Below are 16,389 nucleotides of genomic sequence, written 5' to 3'. Positions count from 1 at the left end.
CTAGCTAAGTATGAAAAGGCTCCAGCTTACGCTTGTGCAAGCAGAGCGTTCAATTTCGTCGCCAAGCGAGACTTTTTGCGGGCAGCCGCGTTTTTGTGTACCAAGCCTTTTGTCACTGCTTTGTCCAATTTCTTGGAAGCCAAAGCGACAGCAGATTTAGCTGTTTCTGCTTCGTTGTTCGCCAAAGCAGTGTCAGCAGCTTTAACAGCTGTGCGAAGTGCTGATTTTTGGGAAGCGTTCAACAGACGGCGCTTGTCGTTTGTTTTAACGCGTTTAACAGCGGATTTAATGTTTGGCATTGATTTCACCTCCGTTGCATCGTAGTGCGACAACAGAATCCAATTCCCTCGTTCTTAAGAAAAATAGATTCACAACTTAAAGTATTCTATCACGCCACAACTTAAAAAGCAATACATTTACCATGTTGGTATCGGAATACACGAACGATGGATAAGGAACGTTCAAAGCTCTGTCACGGTTGGCTTTAGCTTACATCATGATTCGTATAAGAAATGCGTCTGTGCGCAAAATATACGTTAGAAAATGATGTGCGTAGCGGGAGGCGTTTACCATGACAGCAGATTTGAAATCTTATTCAGTTCGAACCGACTTAGCATTAGAATCGAGAGAAATTGCTCAGCCGGACAGTGCAATTCCAATACCTGGGGTATCCGAAGAAGTGGAGGATGTTCGCGGGATTAAAGTAACGAAGATTCATGTTCAGACCGAGGAAGGATCACGAGCCATTGGCCGTCTCCCAGGACGATATATTACGATTGAAGTACCGGGTTTGCGGCGCAAGGATAGTCAGCTGCAGGATCGAGTGGCAACCAAATTCGCACAGTTGTTCGAAGGGTTCTTGGCAGAGGTCGGGGTGAATCAAGACTCCAAGGCGCTCATTGTTGGTCTAGGCAACTGGAATGTCACGCCGGATGCGCTTGGCCCTCTTGTCGTTGAGAACGTACTTGTTACTCGGCATTACTTCGAAATTATGCCGGATCAAGTAAGTCCCGGATACCGAGAGGTAAGTGCAGTTGCACCTGGAGTACTTGGAGTAACAGGGATTGAATCAAGCGAAATTGTACAGGGAATTGTAGAACGGACGAAGCCTGATGTTATCATTGCGATAGATGCATTGGCGTCCAAGGCGCTCGAGCGAGTGAACACGACCATCCAAATTGCAGATATCGGTATCCATCCAGGTTCCGGTGTAGGTAATAAGCGCCGTGGATTGACGAAGGACATTCTTGGCATACCGTGTATAGCAATAGGGGTGCCAACGGTCTGCTATGCATCCACGATTGTGAATAATGCAATTGATTATATGAAGGAGCATTTCAAGCAGGAAACGAATCAGACGAGAGAAATCCTTGGCATGCTGGACGATATTAACGAACAGGAACGGTTAATGCTTGTCAAGGAAGTACTGGAGCCGCTAGGCCATGATTTGGTCGTTACGCCGAAGGAAGTGGACGAATTCATGGAGGATATGGCGAATATTATTGCGAGTGGGTTGAATGCTGCACTGCATGATGCAGTCGATACGGAGAATGTGAATGCGTATACGCATTAAGTCGTCGATACAAGTATGACGTGGTTATGCAATGGAATAACGCCACGACTATAACGAAAAAGATCGAGTTCTGGCCTGTTCAGTGTGCCTGCACTCGATCTTTTCGCTTGTTCTCTGACGATCCTATTCGTTGTTCTCTTTCTATGAAGAAACGATATCTCATTTCATAGAAGTTGCCTATATAAGGGAATAAGTGATCATTCGTAAGTGCTTACTTCGTTGCGACGGCGCTTTGGCCTGTAATCGTTTGTCCGTACACAGGGTCAATCCCGCCTTCAAAACGAATGCGGATCGACATGCCCTCTTCAAATTGTGGTGTATCAGACACTTGGAAATGAATGTGCGGTTCGCTTGAATTGCCTGAATTGCCGCACTCTCCTAGCAGCTGGCCTTGCTTGACAACGTCGCCCTTTTTGACAACAACACTGCCTTTTTTGAAATGAGCAAGCATGCTGTATTCCCCGTTTCCATGATCAATGACCACGTAATTCCCCGCCATTTCTTTCTCATTCATGACGCCAACAGGACTATTGTCTGCAACATTGTTCTCAACCCGGACGACTGTTCCGTCTCGCGGAGCTACGACTGGTTGGCCAAATGCGTAGTAGCTTTCATTTTTCGTCGGATCGCCTTTGTAGCTGAATCCATCACGCTCCATAATCAGATCATAGGCATACCGCTGTACTAATGATTCGTAATGATAGTTCAAGAACTCGTTATTGCCGCCCCAGAATACAAACCATTGTCCCACAAATGGTGGCTTATAAGCTTGTTTGGTTGGATGAAGATCAGACTCCCATTTGTGAAGCGGGTACATCTGTAATGTTACGATCTGATTGCCCGCTATTCCTGTTTGAACTCCTCGCAGTCCAGTTGCATCTGTCCACACATAGGATTCAATACCGATGAAGCTCTTGTGGGCGACAAGGGTTGGACGCTCGCCCTCTTTCCATAGTGCTTGAAGCAGCTTTGGTAGGTAACCTTCCGGTATTGCTTCTTTCAGTTCCTTGGACAAATAGCGGTACAATTGCGAGCCATTTCGTTCTTGGATCCATGTTGAGACCAGTTCAGGTGTTAGTTTATTAGCTGTTTCTGGTTGTACGGATACGATCTGTCCAGTTACGGACTTCTCAATCTCGGCTGTACCTCCTGTTTTTTGTTCAGCTTGTGCAGGCAATGCTACAATCAGGCTCGTTGCGATGCAGGCGGTCAATAAAGCAATTTTTCGTTGAGGTACTCTCATCGTTTTCATCCTCCCTATTTTAAAAAAATTAAGCTCGCCTTTTATTGCTATTGTAAAATGCAAAGCTGAACAGAAAGAAAACAGGAGCTCATTAGTTTCTTAATTTTAAAGCCATTCTGCCTAAAGAGTTAAGGTTGCGTTAAGAAAGCGGTGCTAAAGGGGACAGAACGGTGTGATACAATGGGCACAAAAGTAGGATAGAAATATAAATCTCACAGTGAATGGGAGATGGAGGATATGAATTTGCAAGAGGCACGCATTCTCATCGTTGAGGATGAACTCGCGCTAAGCAAGATGGTTCAAGCAGTGCTGCAAAAGGAAGGCATGGAATACATAACTTGTGTCTCGACCGGGGAAGAGGCAATCCGTTGTATCGATAATTCACAAATGGATCTGATCATCTTGGATGTGATGCTGCCGGGGAAGAGCGGTTTTGATATCGCTCCTTTTATCCGCCAGAAATGTGATGCCCCAATTATTTTTGTGACAGCAAGAGTGACGGATTTGGATAAGTTAACGGGGTTTGCGCTTGGTGGCGATGACTATGTCACGAAGCCGTTCAATCCATTGGAGCTGGCTGCTCGAGCCAAAGCATTGTTGAAGCGTTATATGACGAATAAGATGAAGTCAGAGCCTTCAATTGCTACTGCTTTCCCGGAGGTGAAGCGGATATACCGCTATGGTGACTTCCAGCTTGATGCGGCTGCAGGAGAGCTTCGTGTTCGGGGGAAAGTTACGGAGTGTCCGGCAATGGTATTTCAATTGCTGTTGTTTTTTTGCGAACACCCGAATCGGATTTTCTCGAAATCTGAATTGTATGAGCGAGTATGGGGGTATAATTCGCTCAGCGATGATAACACGGTCATGGTTCACATTCACCGAATACGGGAGCGAATTGAGGATCAACCGAGCAATCCGCGTCTGCTGGTCACGGTTCGAGGACTAGGATACAAGCTTGTCCCGCCTGAGAAGGAAGAGGCCGATCAATCAGAGCCAATATACGCGCAGGGAGACAACAGATGAAGACGGGGAAGCGGTTGGCGTGGCATTATGGTGGTCAATGGATATTGATTGGGGCAATTTTGCTATTCTTCGTGTTGATTACCTTCGGCTGGATGGTCGATCGGATGAACGAGCTTGAACTTAATCGCAATTTTATGCGTAATGGGTGGGGGTTCATCTCAGAATCAATTTCAATTGATGATGAAGGTAGAGTTACATGGGATGATGAATTGTTGAATCGTGTCAATACAAGCGGAGGATGGCTGCAAATTGTGAATGAGAAGGGAGATGTAATCAAGTCATATCATGTACCGCCGGATGTTCCGAATCATTATGCGATTGGAGAGATTACTGCCTACTCGGAGAAGAATGCTCCTTTTCCTTATCATTTAGGCGTCTATGTAACAACTATTAATAACCATATGATCACCGTATTATTTGGTGTCGATTCCTCCAAAGACATATTGCTTGAACGATGGCTGGCTGCGCGAGCGAAGGGGACGGAAGACGCTTTTACGGAAGCTGATAAGATGCTGCGTGATGAGAATGGCTGGATCCAACATATTAATGCGGATGGAAGAGAACTGCAATCGTGGCGCAAGCCGGGAGAATGGATCACACAGTATGCCGCATATGATATCGCCCTTCGTAGTGCGTATCCTGAACGATACGGCTGGAGTCTATCCTACCGCTATGAACCTCAGACGAAGGAAACATGGCTGCTGTACCGCCCTCACATTTCAACAGAGTCATCAATCCATGTGGCAGGATTTGCAGTAAGCAGCAACATCCAGTTAATCTGGATAGCCGTATCAGCTGTCATTGTCTTAATGATCCTTGTTTTTATTGGAATGGCATGGTGGCAGAGCGCCCGGCTTGCGAGACCGCTTCAGCATATTATGAATTGGACGGGGCAGATTCAGATCGGGAATTATAAGGAGCCAGTAAACGCGCGTGGAATCCCTCGTTCGCAGAAATCCAATGGCAAATGGAAACGGAACTATCGAATTTACGGGGATGTAATTCATGCGTTAGAGCGCATGGCCCAGCGCTTGCAGGAAGCGGATGAAGCGCGGAAGGGGAATGAGAGACTGAGGGAAGAATGGCTCGCAGGCATCTCGCACGATATGAAAACACCGCTTGCATCCATTATTGGATATGCGCATCTCTTAAACGCCCCTCAATATCGGTGGTCAGAGCAAGAAATCGCCGAATTCGCAAATATGATGAAGCAGAAGGCAGAGGTAATGGATGAGCTCATTCAAGAATTGAATTTAACCTATCGACTTCAAAGCGGGAGTCTTCCCTTGCAGTTGGAAATCGTGGATTTGCGGGATTGGCTCCGAGAAGAATTGAGACATTTGCAGCCGCTGCCCGAAAATGCGACCGACCGTATCGTCTGTTCGATGCCAGAAGAAGAGGTCCTATTCTCGCTAGATCCGCGTTATTTCCGGAGAATGATCGATAATGTATGTGCAAACGTCTTCTTGCATAATCCGCCGGAGACGAAGCTGCATGTACAGGTAACCCGTAAGGAGCAAGAACTAGAGGTAATGTTTTTTGATGATGGGAATGGGATGGACGAGCAGACTTTATCAAACCTTTTCAATCGTTATTATCGAGGGACTTCTACGGATGAATCTGTACGCGGGTCGGGATTGGGGATGGCGATTGCTAAACAATTGGCAGAATTGCATGGGGGTACGGTGATAGCCAGAAGCATACTTGGCGAGGGAACATCTATCATTTTCACCTTCCCAGCTTCGGTAGACTCATAGAGTCTATTGTTATAGTGCTTATGTTGCTTATTTTACATTTATTAATTGTTCTATTTCATAGATTGTCCTCATAGATTCTAGTAAACGTACTCTCTTAGATGAATCATCCTTAGCTGAGCTGAGAGGGAATACGGATGAAGGAGGACAGCACATGTTTCGGACATTTAATGTAGGAAAGTGGAAGCGGAAATGGCTGCAGGCGCTTGTCATGGGGCGGACGTTTGCATTGTTGTCTATCGGAACGGCCATGTTTTTTATCGTATTAGGTCTAGGAGGAATGGCGGAGAATAAGCTGAATTCCTCTCCATTGTCTTCCATGAAGGGTGTTGCAGCACAGCTCTCGACACGATTCTTCGTAGACATGATGGCCTTGGAGATGCCGAGTCTTCCACAAGGGGAGGGGGAGGCCACACTCACACGCAATCAAGTGGCTCAGTTCCTTGTAAGACTTGCAACGAACGTGAATCCGCTTGACCCAAAAACGCTGCTAGCTGGTGAAGTGCCAGGGATTAATAGAGATGCCGCAATTCCACTTCGTCTAAGTATTGGCAATCAGACAGGCATCGAACCGCAGGATTATCCAACGTCCTTAGACAAAGGTGGGAATGCACAGGGTGAGCATGGCGGAGAGCCTCCACAAGATGTGACGCATGGTGAAGTTATAGAAGAGAACGATAATGGGACAGAAGAACCGCCTAAGTCCACAGATCCACCAACAAAACCAGGAACAGATAAAGGGGATTCTCCCACGCAAACAGAAGGAGACTCGAAATTACGCAAGGTTGTGTTCATCTATCATTCTCATAACCGTGAATCCTTCAATCCTTTATTAAAAAAAGAAAGCAGCAATCCGAATGATCCCAAGAAGAATATTACGCTTGTTGGCAAGCGTCTGCAGGAGCAACTGGAGAAGAGAGGAATTGGAGCTTCCCATTCCAACAAAGACTATTCTTCCAGTGTAGAGGGCTACAACTGGAACATGTCCTATAAGTATTCGAAGCAGACGGTGAAGCAGGCAATGAGCGCGAATCAGGAACTGCAATTTTTCTTCGACATTCATCGGGATTCGAATAGACGCAAGGAATCCACTGTAACAGTTAATGGGAAGGATTATGCAAGGGTTTATTTTATAATCGGACACTTAAATCCAAATTGGAAGAAGAATGAGCAGTTTGCAAATGAGATCCATGAACGTCTCGAGAAGAACTACCCAGGGATTTCCCGGGGAATATTCGGCAAGACTGCATTACAAGGCAATGGAGAGTATAATCAATCGCTTTCACCAAATAGTGTCGTTATTGAAGTTGGCGGTGTGGATAACACAATGGAGGAATTATACCGTACTGCTGACATATTAGCTGATTATATCGCAGACATTGTCCAGAAGAAAAAGGATGCCAAACCAGTCAATAAGCCAATTCCAAATCCAACGAACGGGAAAGATGTCGGCAAAACAGTGATGGGTAAAACGCAGTCGAAATCTGTGGGGACGAAGGGATAACCCAAGGGGGGCGCTTGCATGACACGGTTTATGAGACAACTGATCGGCATCGTGGTATTGCTAACGCTTGGTGTATTTATCGGCATGGAAATCACTACTTCGGGGATTGAGCGCATATATGGCCCGATCGATCCATCTCGCATAACAAGCGCCCCAGAGTCGATTGAACGATATTCCAGGGCTAATTCGAATCGAGACAATCTGCCGACGGATAACCGTCAGATGAACGAAGACGCTGCCGCTCAAGACAACTCTCGTTTGACAGTTAACGAGTCCACTCCTATAGAAAAGTATCGTAATACATCAGTAGATACCGAGCGTAATACGGCGAATAATCATGAAAATGATATCAACAATACGAATGTAGCGCCTCTTCCTCCGGTAAAAGATGCTACTGTGAATCAATTGGCGGACAAGACGGCGGGTATGCTGCAGCGTGCATCGCAAGCTGGTATTCAAGCGGTTGTTGGCTTGTTCAATGGACTATTCTAAGCGACATGTGTGTGCCTTAAAGGTTACCAGGATGAGAGGATTGCATGCCCCCATTGCTGTTAGAGGGTCATTCCGGTATAATAAATAAATTGAATCTTGGCATAGTGGTGGGGGTATTGAAATCGAATGACGGAATTGCTGTCACGACAAAAGAAAATTCGGAATTTTTGCATCATAGCACATATTGACCATGGTAAATCAACACTCGCCGACCGGATATTAGAATATACCGGGGCGTTAACGTCCCGTGAAATGCAAGCTCAAGTACTCGATCAGATGGATCTGGAGCGTGAGCGTGGGATAACCATTAAATTGCAGGCTGTGCGTTTGAACTACACAGCAGATGACGGTGAAGAGTATATCCTGAACCTGATTGATACACCGGGACACGTCGACTTCACGTACGAAGTATCCCGCAGCTTGGCTGCTTGTGAAGGCGCCTTGCTCGTTGTAGACGCTGCGCAAGGGATTGAGGCTCAGACGCTGGCGAACGTATATTTGGCGCTAGATAATGATTTGGAGATCATCCCGGTTATTAATAAGATTGACCTTCCAAGTGCGGAGCCTGACCGTGTGAAGCAGGAGATCGAAGAAGTTATCGGTCTGGATTGCTCTGAGGCGGTTCATGCTTCTGCCAAAGCAGGTATCGGAATTAAGGAAATTTTGGAGCAAGTGGTGCAGAAGGTGCCTGCTCCAACAGGGGATCCAGAAGAGCCGCTTAAGGCGCTTATCTTCGACTCCCATTATGACCCGTATAAAGGCGTAATCGTGTACGTTCGCGTTATCGACGGTGCAATTCGCGCGGGCAGCAAAATTAAAATGATGGCAACGGATAAGACATTTGAAGTTATCGAGGTTGGTGCGTTCAAGCCGCGTATGTCAATTGTCGATGAACTTAATGTTGGCGATGTTGGCTTTGTTGTAGCCGGTATTAAAAATGTAGGGGATACTCGTGTCGGTGATACGATCACGGATGCGAAGAAGCCGACTCTGGAGCCGCTTCCAGGTTACCGTCGGATCAATCCAATGGTATTCTGCGGCTTGTATCCGATCGAAACATCGGATTATAACGATCTGCGGGATGCGTTGGAGAAGCTGCAATTGAACGATGCGTCTCTTACATTCGAACCGGAAACTTCCTCAGCGCTTGGCTTTGGTTTCCGCTGTGGCTTCCTTGGTCTTTTGCATATGGAGATTATCCAGGAGAGAATTGAGCGTGAATTCAATATTCCGCTCATTACGACAGCACCAAGCGTTATCTATCGCGTTACGTTGACGAATGGCACTTCTCTAGACATCGATAACCCGTCGAATTATCCAGAGCAGGGAAAGATCGATTTTGTAGAAGAGCCTTATGTCAAAGCATCTATTATCGTTCCTAACGATTTCGTCGGAGCGATTATGGAACTGTGCCAAGGCAAACGCGGTGATTTCGTGGATATGCAGTATCTGGATACGACTCGGGTAACGATTACGTATCAAATTCCATTGTCGGAGATCGTATATGACTTCTTCGATCAATTGAAATCAAGCACAAAAGGATATGCATCCTTCGACTATGAATTGTCCGGTTACCGCAGGTCTAATCTTGTGAAGATGGACATCATGCTTAACAACGAGCAAGTCGATGCGCTGTCTGTTATCGTGCACAAGGATCGTGCCTACCATCGTGGTAAACTCATTTGTGAGAAACTGCGTGGACTGATTCCGCGTCAAATGTTCGAGGTACCGGTTCAGGCATCTATCGGAACGAAGATCATTGCGCGTGAAACGGTTAAGGCAATGCGTAAAAACGTACTCGCGAAATGTTACGGCGGCGATATTTCCCGTAAGCGGAAGCTTCTTGAGAAGCAGAAGGAAGGGAAGAAGCGCATGAAGCAGGTCGGCAGCGTTGAGGTGCCGCAGGAAGCGTTCATGGCCGTATTGAAAATCGACGATAACTAATTCGGAGGAGGGGGCGGAACGCCTCCTCTTTTTTAGAAAGATCATTATTAGATAGGCTGGTGTCATACAGCCATGAAAGGAGGGTCTCGCCATGCCGGCGAATCAACCTTCACCAAAGCAAGCATCAATACCGGCACGTGCTCCACGCGCGGTATATATTCATATTCCATTTTGTACGAACAAATGCCATTACTGTGATTTTAACTCCTACGTACTGAAAGGACAGCCTGTTATGGATTATTTGCGGGCGATGGAGCAGGAGATGGCATATACAGTGGAGCAGTATCCTCCAGGCGTCATTGATACGATATTTGTAGGCGGCGGTACCCCAACGGTCTTGACGCCAGATCAAATGTCTTACTTCCTGGAGTCCGTTCGTAAGGCATTTCCGAACTGGAGTCCCTCGATTGAGTTCAGTATGGAATCGAACCCGGGTACGACGGATTTAGACAAGCTGCGGGCGATGCGAGACGGAGGAGTGAACCGGATCAGCTTCGGAGTTCAGTCGTTTAATAACGACCTTCTTCATGGCATTGGCCGCATCCATAATACGGATGATGTGTATCGCAGTATTGAGAACGCACATAAGGCGGGCTTCAGCAATATGTCCATCGACTTGATGTTCGGCTTGCCGAATCAGACGGTCGAAATGCTCGATCATAGTGTGACGAAGGCATTGGAGCTGAATTTGCCTCATTTGTCGATATACAGCCTGAAGGTAGAAGAGAATACGTTGTTCCATGCCATGTACCATCGCAATGAGCTTCCGCTGCCTAGCGAAGAGGATGAGCTGGATATGTATATGCTCATTATGGATCGGATGAAGGCAGCTGGATATGAGCAATATGAGATCAGTAATTTTGCGAAGCCTGGCTATGAGAGCCGTCATAACACCGTCTACTGGCGCAATGAGGATTACTATGGCATTGGTGCAGGTGCGCACGGTTATGTGAATCGGGGGCGCCATCTGAACATTAAAGGCGTTAATCCCTATGTGGAGGCCTGCAAGCAGAGCTTGCCGAGACTCGATTCGTTCACCATTGAAGAGAGTGAGGCGATGGAGGACTTCATGATGGTTGGTCTTCGCTTGCTGGAGGGTGTGAGCAGCACACGCTTCGCGTCGCAGTTCAATGGGGCGCTGCTGGATAAAGTATTCTCTGATCCGATTCGCCGACTGTTGAAACAGGGATTAATCGAAGCTACAGATGACGGATACCGTTTGACGGAGCAAGGACTGCTGTTTGGCAATAATGTGTTCGGAGAGTTTGTGGGTACACTCACTGCGAAGGAATAACAGTTGCACGATACGATAGGAATGGCTAGTCTCTAAACGGGCAACGGCATCGTAACCGTATATGTATTGTAGCAGGTACAGTAATAGAAGATACAATGATAGATAAAACGAGCTTGAGAACATGGATTTGTTTCTCTTGCTCGTTTTTTTATTTGTTGTAAAAAGAGAAGGAATGATTTCGATACGGTGCCTGCCTGTAATAGTAGCCATGTCTGTAGAGGTTTCATCAGAATCTGCTCAGGCCTCTCTTTGTTTACGTATTTTACATAATGAATAATGGACATGATGTTGCTTGAAGGAGTCGCTAATACGACGTTTACACATAAGGAGAAGCAGGTAAAAATAGTCTTGATAATATATGCAGTTGGATGTATATTAATACGTACATATTTTGGAGTTGATCAGGGATGTACATCCATAGATAGAGATTGTGTTGGAGGGACTATACTTATGGTAGCAACGATTCGCAAGGCAGATGAGAACGATATTGAATCACTGGCAGAGCTTATTCAATTTTATGCACAGCAAGGAATTATGCTTCCTCGTTCCAGAGAGGTGCTGGCGAAGCAGATTGAACATTTTGTCGTTGCTGAATGGGAAGGAGAACTGATTGGCTGTGGCTCGCTCTGCCAGCTTGGAGCTGACTTGGTTGAAATTCGCTCATTGGGCATATCGCCTGACTATAAAGGGAGAGGCATCGGAACAATGCTAGTGGATGAATTGCTTATAGAAGCAAAGGCGCGAGCTATCCCCAAAGTTATGGCCTTAACCTATGAATCGAAGTTTTTTCAGAAAAATGGCTTTGATATTGTAGAAAAAGAGATCTTCCCAGAGAAGGTATGGACGGATTGCATTCATTGCAGCAAGCTCCATTGCTGTGATGAGATCGCAGTGATGAAGGTGTTGGACTGACTTGGTGAAGATCCAGAAGATTGCACTTGGTGCCCTATATCAGGTACAAAAGGAGCTGCTGACTATTCGGCGGCTTTTTTAATGATTTTGAATAAAGAATTCTATAAATCATAACCCAAAAAAGGTTACAGCTGAACTTGAGTGCTGATTCTGCGGAGATTTGGACTAGCATTTATGAAAAAGCCATAGATATAGTAAATTAGTAATCCTGACCTTATTAAGTCAGGATTACTAAAAGAATCTACCAAGGATGAATTCCACCCTGACCGCCTGACAAAACTACCACAGTAGATGTAATAAATACGAGAGTGCAAAGAAAAGACTGGGAATAGAGCTTCTTAAAAAACTTCATACTTACTCCTCCGTTTTCTTATAGTATGTACTCAACTTTTCGAACGTATCCTGCGTAGGGATGTCATAATCCAAGTGGATACGCATTACAGTATTAAGACAATCTTTCTCCTTGAATGTATCATCGACTTTAGCATAATACAAGGCTGCTTGAATCAAGGAGTTAATAGATTTTGCATAATCACCAATAGACAGGTAATACTGTCCGCGAAGATGAAGATGATCTGCATACTTTTGATAAACAAAAGGATTATCCTCACTTATGGGGCTAATCTCATTATTGTTAATAAGTACCTCAGCCATTTTGTGATTGTTTTGTTTTATGTGTATTTGCAGCAGTTGATTAATAGCTAGAATTGCTGCATCACTTTTACAGGTTTCTAGGAACGAAGTGAGCATGAATTGTGCTTTCTCAAATTCTCCTCTATGTGAAGCGAACATCGCGTCCATTAGGATGATGTTATCTTGAACATACGGGTAGTTAAATTGTTTGTATTGAAGAGCGTAAAATTCCGATTCTTCGTATTCCTCTAATGCAAAGTAAGCATCTCTAAGGATACCTAGTGCATTTACCTTATGTTCGATGATGTTCTCAGTCAAAATTTCCTTACAGTGCTCGATGCTTTCTGAATATAGTCTAATGTTATATGCATGAACCCCTAATTTGTAATAGAGCTCAATACGCTCTGATAGCGATAGGAAATCCGAATAGAGAAGTATATATTTCCCATCGTGATAGGTTTCCTTCAGTTTGCTGAAGTCATTTCTTTCAATAAGGTAGCGCTGATACATTCCTTTAGCAATGTAAGGCATGATTCCATGTGAACGTGAATATCCAATGATGAGGTTATATAATGTCAACTGAATAGTAGAATCTTCGATAGAGTTGATGATGGTGTACAGTTTGTTAGTTAAATCATAACTATCTTCGTTGGCAGATTCGAGATACTTGGATGCCACTTTACAAACCGTTTCTTTGCTGCTCTGGTGTTGTATCGTGAATTGGAGAATGTGCAGCAACGAATCTGGCCTCTTTTCAATCTCTACATAATAATCTATCAATGTATCTAAAGAGATGTTCAATGCAGCAGCCAAAGGTTGAACGGTTGAAAACTCAGGTCTCTTTACTTCGTCATTCTCGATTTTGGATACTGTACCTTTTTGAATACCTGATCGTTCAGATAGTTCAGTCTGTGTCATACCAGTGGCTCGTCTAGTTTGTTTAAACAACTCACCTAATGACATAACGAGAGTTGTACTCAAATAGATACCTCCCTTCTCACTACAAAACTATCACCTATATTTTACCATATAGGAAAGGTCATGTGAATTGGTATGATTAGATTTAAGTTAGAGTCAGTCTGTGAGAGATGGAGTGGTCTGACAACAAACATAATATGCATTCGATCAATAATACTGCTGAATACGGCTCTACATATAAAATAGGCACGCCCAAAGTACCGAACTGACTTGACAATGGTCTCGTCCGTTTGGTATTTTTGTATTAACGGTTAGCACTCGACGTTGATGAGTGCTAACGACTACAGCTAGAACATTCACGAGGAGGGAATGCGCATGTTGACGGAACGACAACGTATGATTTTGAATGCCATCATTGATGATTACATCCGTTTTGCGGAACCGGTAGGTTCTCGCAGCATCTCCAAGCGCGGCGATGTCGGATTTAGTCCGGCGACCATTCGCAATGAAATGGCCGATCTGGAAGAGCTCGGCTTTTTGGAGCAGCCGCATACGTCTGCAGGTCGCATTCCTTCCCAAAAGGGATATCGCTACTATGTTGATAACTTAGTCCAGTTGGATAAGTTGTCGAGTGAAGAGGTTGGCCGATTGAAATCCGCGTTCGCGGAAAAAATAACGGCAATGGAAGAAATCGTGCAGCATACGGCTTCGATATTGTCGCAGATGACGAACTATACGTCGATTGCGCTCGGCCCAGAAGTATTTGAAGCTTCCTTCCGCCATTTTCAGCTGCTTCCGCTGAACGAGGATACTGCAGTAGCTATTGTTGTTACCAATACGGGGCATGTTGAGAATAAGACAGTACCGATCCCTCCGGGGATCTCGGTGTCGGAGCTTGAGCAGGTTGTGAACTTGCTCAACGCGAAGCTCGTCGGTGTTCCATTATATAAGCTTCGTTCTCAATTATATACCGAGGTCGGCAATGAGATGGGTAGATACGTCTCTCATGTGCAAGAACTGATGACACTGGTTGAGAGTGTGCTCATCGGGGATGACAACCATCGTGAAGTATTCTTGAGCGGAACAACCAATATGTTGGCGCAGCCTGAGTTCAAGGACGTTGATAAGATTAAGACGATCTGGGAGCTGCTTGAGGAAACACCGACGCTTATCAAGGTCGTAGGCAGTGCGCCCACCGGTATCCAAGTCCGTATCGGGCAGGAAAATCCACATGAGGCGATTGCCAATTGCAGCTTGATTACGGCGACATATACGATAGATGGCCAGACGTTGGGTACGATAGGCGTATTGGGGCCGACACGCATGGAGTATGCGAAGGTCATCAATTTGATGAATCATTTAACGAGTCAATTTGCGTTGCTGCCGCAGCGCTGGAATAAATAACCAATCAAGGTAAAGGAGGCGTCGTCATGACTCAAGCAAGCGGACATGTGCAGGAGACCGATGAGCGTTATGCGACGCTTCTCAATAATGCAGGGGCTGTTCGTGCCTTGTGCGCAGCAGTAGAAGGAACGCTAGGTCCCAAGGGTCTTGATGTCATGCTCGTTGGGGGTGACGGCGAGGTCATAATTACGAATGATGGGGTTACGATTCTAGAGAAGATGGACGTATCCCACCCGGCTGCCAAGCTGCTCATTCAAGTGGCGCGTGCACAGCAGCATGAAGTTGGCGATGGCACGACTACGGCTACCGTCCTTGCAGGTGCATTGGTACAAGAGGGAGTAGCCCAAGTCACACGCGGTGTTCCAGCCGCTAAGGTGGTTACAGGACTTATGCATGGGGTTGCGGCCGCATGCGAGGAACTTCGCCATCGCGCGGTGCCGCTCAGCGGATGGAGTGATGATCGGCTCCATCGCGCTGTACATATAGCAGGACGAGAGCAAAAGGATATTGTGCAGCTCGTGCTTGAAGCCGGACAGGCGGTAGGCTGGGAACAGCTAGGACAAACGAATTATCGGTATGCAGACAGTATTGTCGCGCATGAGAAGGCAGAGAATGAATGGTTCCACGGTGTAATGCTCAAGCAGAAGCCGCTGCAGCGGGATTGGCTGCCAGAGCGATTGAACTGCCGGGTACTCGTATTGCAGGACAGCTTGGAGCCAGTGGCGCTTGATGAGCAGCTGCTGACGACGGAAGCTGGCTTCCAGCAGTATATGGCGGAACAGGCTCGTTTCATGCATATGCTGGAACAACTGCACGAGCTTGGTGTAGGATTTATCGTGCTGGAGCGCGGCATTCATTCCGATGCGGAACAATATTGTCTGGATCACGATATGATGGTCGTGCAGCGCGTAAGCCGCGAGGATATTATGCGCGTCTGCCGGCTAAGCGGTGCCAAGCCGCTGAAGCGCACAGCGCTTGCGAAGCAGCGCAGCGAGCTGGAGCCGCTGCTCGGGCGCACCGCCTGCGCTCGCTACGATGAGCGCCTGGAGCGCGTACGGCTGTATGCCCCGGCACCGCCGGGCCACACAGCCCGGAACGCCGAAGCCGGCTCCGTCCCGGATCCAGCTTCGGCGCCGCAGCGCCCGCAGGTGACGCTCATCGTCGGCGCAAGCACGCGCGAGGTGGTGGGCGAGCGAGCACGCATCGCCCAAGATGCCGCCTCCGCGCTGCAGGCCGCCATTCAAGGCGGCGTGCTTCCTGGCGGAGGCACGACAGAGGTAGCGCTCGCCTATCGGCTGGAGCGCTACCGCGAGAGTGTGCGCGGCATGGAGGCATTCGGCATCGCCGCCGTCGCACAGGCACTGCGCAAGCCGATGGCACAGATCGTGCTCAATGCCGGATTCAATCCGCTCGAGAAGCTGGAGGAGGCGCGCGCTGCGCAGCTTGCCTCGAACAATGATGCAATTGGCATTGACTGCGATTCAGGAGCATTGCTCGATTATGCACAGGCGGGCATTTATGACCCGGCAGCCGTGAAGCTGCATGCTTTGCGTGCTGCAGGAGAAGTAGCCGCAGCGGTGCTTCGCATCCATACGGTAATTAAGATGAGAGCACAATCCTGATTGGAGAACGCTCGCCTGAGCTAAAACTAGGTAACAATGTATATGCAACTATAGATAAAAGTATTGAACTACG

The 16,389-nt window shown here is 46.7% G+C and carries 13 protein-coding genes; 10 read left to right on the top strand and 3 right to left on the bottom strand.

All coding sequences use genetic code 11. From position 1 onward, the window contains the following. Positions 1-26 precede the first annotated feature (26 nt). On the bottom strand, positions 27-299 hold the full coding sequence (gene rpsT / locus BLS15_RS10735) for a 30S ribosomal protein S20 (protein ID WP_021256839.1): 273 nt from the start codon (positions 297-299) through the stop codon (positions 27-29). Positions 300-571: 272 nt separating this feature from the next. Between rpsT and gpr the strand changes: the two genes are divergently transcribed. Next, entirely contained in the window at positions 572-1,573 is a 1,002-nt protein-coding gene (gpr, locus tag BLS15_RS10730; RefSeq protein ID WP_021256838.1) for a GPR endopeptidase, read from the top strand. A gap of 211 nt (positions 1,574-1,784) precedes the next feature. Here the strand turns inward: gpr and BLS15_RS10725 are convergent, their stop codons facing one another. Then, complete coding sequence (locus BLS15_RS10725; protein ID WP_090511382.1) at positions 1,785-2,816, bottom strand: M23 family metallopeptidase; 1,032 nt, start codon at positions 2,814-2,816, stop codon at positions 1,785-1,787. Between the two features lie 237 nt (positions 2,817-3,053). Between BLS15_RS10725 and BLS15_RS10720 the strand changes: the two genes are divergently transcribed. The 7 genes from BLS15_RS10720 to BLS15_RS10690 all read left to right on the top strand — a co-directional run bounded on the left by BLS15_RS10720 (position 3,054) and on the right by BLS15_RS10690 (position 11,739). After that, the gene (locus tag BLS15_RS10720) at positions 3,054-3,839 is read left to right on the top strand and encodes a response regulator transcription factor (RefSeq protein WP_021256836.1); all 786 of its coding nucleotides are present in this window, start codon (positions 3,054-3,056) and stop codon (positions 3,837-3,839) included. Beyond that, positions 3,836-5,596, top strand: a complete 1,761-nt coding sequence (locus tag BLS15_RS10715) for a sensor histidine kinase (protein ID WP_021256835.1) — start codon at positions 3,836-3,838, stop codon at positions 5,594-5,596. Before BLS15_RS10720 ends, BLS15_RS10715 begins: the two co-directional genes overlap by 4 nt. A gap of 151 nt (positions 5,597-5,747) precedes the next feature. Next, a complete protein-coding gene (locus BLS15_RS10710) occupies positions 5,748-7,097 on the top strand; it encodes a stage II sporulation protein P (protein WP_021256834.1) in 1,350 nt (449 codons plus the stop codon). A gap of 18 nt (positions 7,098-7,115) precedes the next feature. Next, a complete protein-coding gene (locus tag BLS15_RS10705; RefSeq protein ID WP_021256833.1) occupies positions 7,116-7,589 on the top strand; it encodes a DUF3679 domain-containing protein in 474 nt (157 codons plus the stop codon). Positions 7,590-7,715: 126 nt separating this feature from the next. After that, positions 7,716-9,533, top strand: a complete 1,818-nt coding sequence (lepA, locus tag BLS15_RS10700) for a translation elongation factor 4 (RefSeq protein WP_021256832.1) — start codon at positions 7,716-7,718, stop codon at positions 9,531-9,533. Positions 9,534-9,624: 91 nt separating this feature from the next. Further along, positions 9,625-10,827, top strand: a complete 1,203-nt coding sequence (gene hemW / locus BLS15_RS10695; RefSeq protein ID WP_021256831.1) for a radical SAM family heme chaperone HemW — start codon at positions 9,625-9,627, stop codon at positions 10,825-10,827. A gap of 450 nt (positions 10,828-11,277) precedes the next feature. Next, positions 11,278-11,739 (top strand): N-acetyltransferase, encoded by a 462-nt coding sequence (locus BLS15_RS10690; RefSeq protein WP_021256830.1) that lies wholly within the window; start codon positions 11,278-11,280, stop codon positions 11,737-11,739. Positions 11,740-12,093: 354 nt separating this feature from the next. On the opposite strand, the gene BLS15_RS10685 is transcribed toward BLS15_RS10690, so the two are convergent. Beyond that, complete coding sequence (locus BLS15_RS10685; RefSeq protein WP_021256829.1) at positions 12,094-13,353, bottom strand: helix-turn-helix domain-containing protein; 1,260 nt, start codon at positions 13,351-13,353, stop codon at positions 12,094-12,096. Between the two features lie 312 nt (positions 13,354-13,665). On the opposite strand from BLS15_RS10685, the gene hrcA reads away from it, so the two are divergent. Beyond that, positions 13,666-14,694 carry a heat-inducible transcriptional repressor HrcA gene (gene hrcA, locus BLS15_RS10680; RefSeq protein WP_021256828.1) on the top strand — a complete coding sequence of 343 codons (1,029 nt, stop codon included), beginning with the start codon at positions 13,666-13,668 and terminating at the stop codon, positions 14,692-14,694. Positions 14,695-14,720: 26 nt separating this feature from the next. Next, the gene (locus tag BLS15_RS10675; RefSeq protein WP_021256827.1) at positions 14,721-16,316 is read left to right on the top strand and encodes a TCP-1/cpn60 chaperonin family protein; all 1,596 of its coding nucleotides are present in this window, start codon (positions 14,721-14,723) and stop codon (positions 16,314-16,316) included. Positions 16,317-16,389: the final 73 nt, after the last annotated feature.

Source organism: Paenibacillus sp. cl6col (assembly GCF_900102125.1).
GTDB classification, from domain to species: Bacteria; Bacillota; Bacilli; order Paenibacillales; family Paenibacillaceae; genus Paenibacillus_B; species Paenibacillus_B suaedae.
Note: the sequence above shows the minus strand (reverse complement) of the source record. Positions and strands in the feature narration are given on the sequence as shown.